The following is a 2,527-nucleotide window of genomic DNA, read 5'->3' on the forward strand; positions in this document are numbered from 1 at the left end:
GCTTCGGCCTGCCGCTGCTGGTGGTCGGCATGGCGCTGGAGATCACCGGCTTCCTCACCTGGATCGCGCTGCGCCAGCGCGTGCCGCGCGGCATCCGCGTGCCGGGTGTGGGCAGCCTGTTCGAGGAAGCGGACAAGCGGCGTGCCTTGCTCCTGCATGCGATCGCCGGCGCACTCGTGGTGGTCGCGACGCTCGCCCCCGCCGTCGCGCGGCTCGCGGGCGTCGCGCTGGCCCTGGCGTATGCGGTCAGCCTGCACGCGAAACGGCGGTGCTGGCGGCAGGCGTGGACCTGGCAGGCCGACGGTCCCGGCTGATGGCCGAAACCGCAGACCGGCCCGTCAGTAGCGCAGGTTGAATTTCACCCAGGCGGTGCGGCCGGGTTCGTTGATGCGCACCGGATCGGCCGGGTAACCGAAGGCGCTGTTGCCGCCGAGGTTGAGGTGCTCGCTGTAGGCGCGGTCGAACAGGTTGTCGATGCCGGCGGTCAGTTGCAGGCGGTCGTTGAAGCGATAGCCGCTGTTGACCGAGAACACCGCGAAGCCGGCGCTCGGCCCGAGGTCGCGGCCGACGATGTTGCCCTGGCTGGTGCTGACACGCTCCTGCGCGGCCGCCACGCGCCACAGTGCGCCCCACGACCACGGCCCGCGTTCATGGCTGACCGAGAAGCGCGCTTCCAGCGGTGGCATCTGTGGCAGCGCCGTGCCGGTGTCGCGCACGGCGCCCCACGCGTAGGACGCGGCGCCCGACAGCTTCCAGCCTTGCGCGGGACGCCAGTCGATGCCGGCCTCGCCGCCGCGGATGTCGGCATCCACGTTGTGCGCGCGCGTGCTGCTGCCCATCATCCCGGCCGAATAGTCGAACAGGATGAAATCCTGCACGCGCCCGGCGTATAACGATGCCCACGCATCGACCTTCGCGCCCTTGAACTGCAGGCCGATATCCAGCTGCGTGGTGCGCTCGGGCTGCACGCCGGCGAAGGCATTCGGCGCTCCGACCGGACCGCGCGTGGGCGAGAACAGCTCCCAGTAGTCGGGCATGCGCTGCGTGTGGCCCAGGCCGGCGTAGGCACCCCAGCGGCCGCCCAGGTCGTACTCGTAGCGCACGAACGCGCTGGGCAGCGATTCCTTGCGCGTCATGCCGGCGGTGGGATTGGGCATCGGCATCATGCCGCCGGTGGTCGCGCGCAGATCCTGCGCTTCGGCGCGATCGAGGCGCACGCCGCTCATCAGGTGATGCGTGTCGGTGATGTGCCAGTGCGATTCGGCGAACGCGCCCCAGCTCTGGAACTTCGCGTCCACCTGCCAGGGCAGGGCGAGGTAGGCGCCGCGTCCGCTGGCGCTGCGCTGGCTGTGCCGGCTGTCGCGCAGGTCCAGGCCGGTGGTCACTTCCCAGCGACCGGACTGCCAGGTGGTGGCGACGCGGCCGCCGCGCGTACGGTGCGCCACGTTGCTGGCCATCGGCATCGGCATGCTGCTGGTGGGGTCGGGATCGCGCAGGCTGTAGTTGTCCATCACATGGTCCACGTCGTTCTGGTAGACATTGGCGACCACGGCATCCAGCACGCCGCCGATGTGCTTCTTCTCGAAGCGCAGGCCCAGGCTGTCGCGACGGAACTGCGCGCCGTCCATGCCACGACCCGCGTAGCGCGCCTGCGCGTCGCCGATGCCGGCGCTGAGTTCCAGCACGGTGTCCTCGTCCGGCGTCCAGCCGAGGGCGGCGTCGGCGTTCCACTTCTTCCAGGCGGACGGCACGCGGTCGCCGTTACCGTCCTCGTAGTCGTCGGCCTCGGAGCGGTTGGCGGATACGCGCGCATAGCCGCGCGGCGTACCGGCGCTGATGTCGAGCACCTGGTCGTTGCGGTTGCCGCTGCCGACCAGCGCGCTGCCGGAGGCCTGCACGCCGGGCTCGGCGAAGTACGGGATCTCGCGTTCGAAGCGCACCGTACCGGCCGATGCACCGCCGCCCCAGAGCACCGTCTGTGGCCCCTTGATGACGACCAGGCGATCGTAGGTTTCCGGTGCGATGTAGGACAGCGCATTGTCCATGCGCGACGGGCAGGCGCCGCTCATCGCGCCGTCGTTCGTCATCAGGTTGATACGCGATCCGAACATGCCGCGCAGCACCGGATCGCCGTTGGTGCCGCCGCTGCGCAGCGTGGCGAAGCCGGGGATGGTCTTCAGGTAGTCCGCGCCGTCGCTGGCCGGTACCGGCTGGCGCGGCAGCTTGGGGTCGGTGATGAAGGTGGTCGCCATCGCGGGTGCGACGCCGACCACGACGATGCCGTCCAGCGTGGTCGTCGCTATCGTGTCGACATGCACCGCGGCGTGCGCGTCGTCCGCGTGCGCCAGCGGCATGTTCGCGAGTGCGCCCAGCAGGGCGACGGTCAACAGATGACGGTTCATGACGCCTCTCCTCGTGTGATGCGGCCATTCTCGCGACGCACCCTGGAGTGCAGATGCGACGCGTTGTCGCAGGCATGGCGACGCTTGACTTTGGTCAAGCCCGCGCACGAATCCCTGCGTCCGAC

Annotated in this window: 1 protein-coding gene and 1 pseudogene; one reads left to right on the forward strand and one right to left on the reverse strand. The window is 70.0% G+C overall.

What is annotated here, in order from left to right; all coding sequences use genetic code 11:
• Positions 1 to 314, forward strand: a pseudogene (locus AC04L7_RS16485) (hypothetical protein); the annotation flags it as partial.
• Between the two features lie 24 nt (positions 315 to 338).
• Here the strand turns inward: AC04L7_RS16485 and AC04L7_RS16490 are convergent.
• Entirely contained in the window at positions 339 to 2,402 is a 2,064-nt protein-coding gene (locus tag AC04L7_RS16490) for a TonB-dependent copper receptor (protein WP_435996466.1), read from the reverse strand.
• Positions 2,403 to 2,527: the final 125 nt, after the last annotated feature.

Source organism: Pseudoxanthomonas sp. LjRoot204_2, from assembly GCF_056175765.1.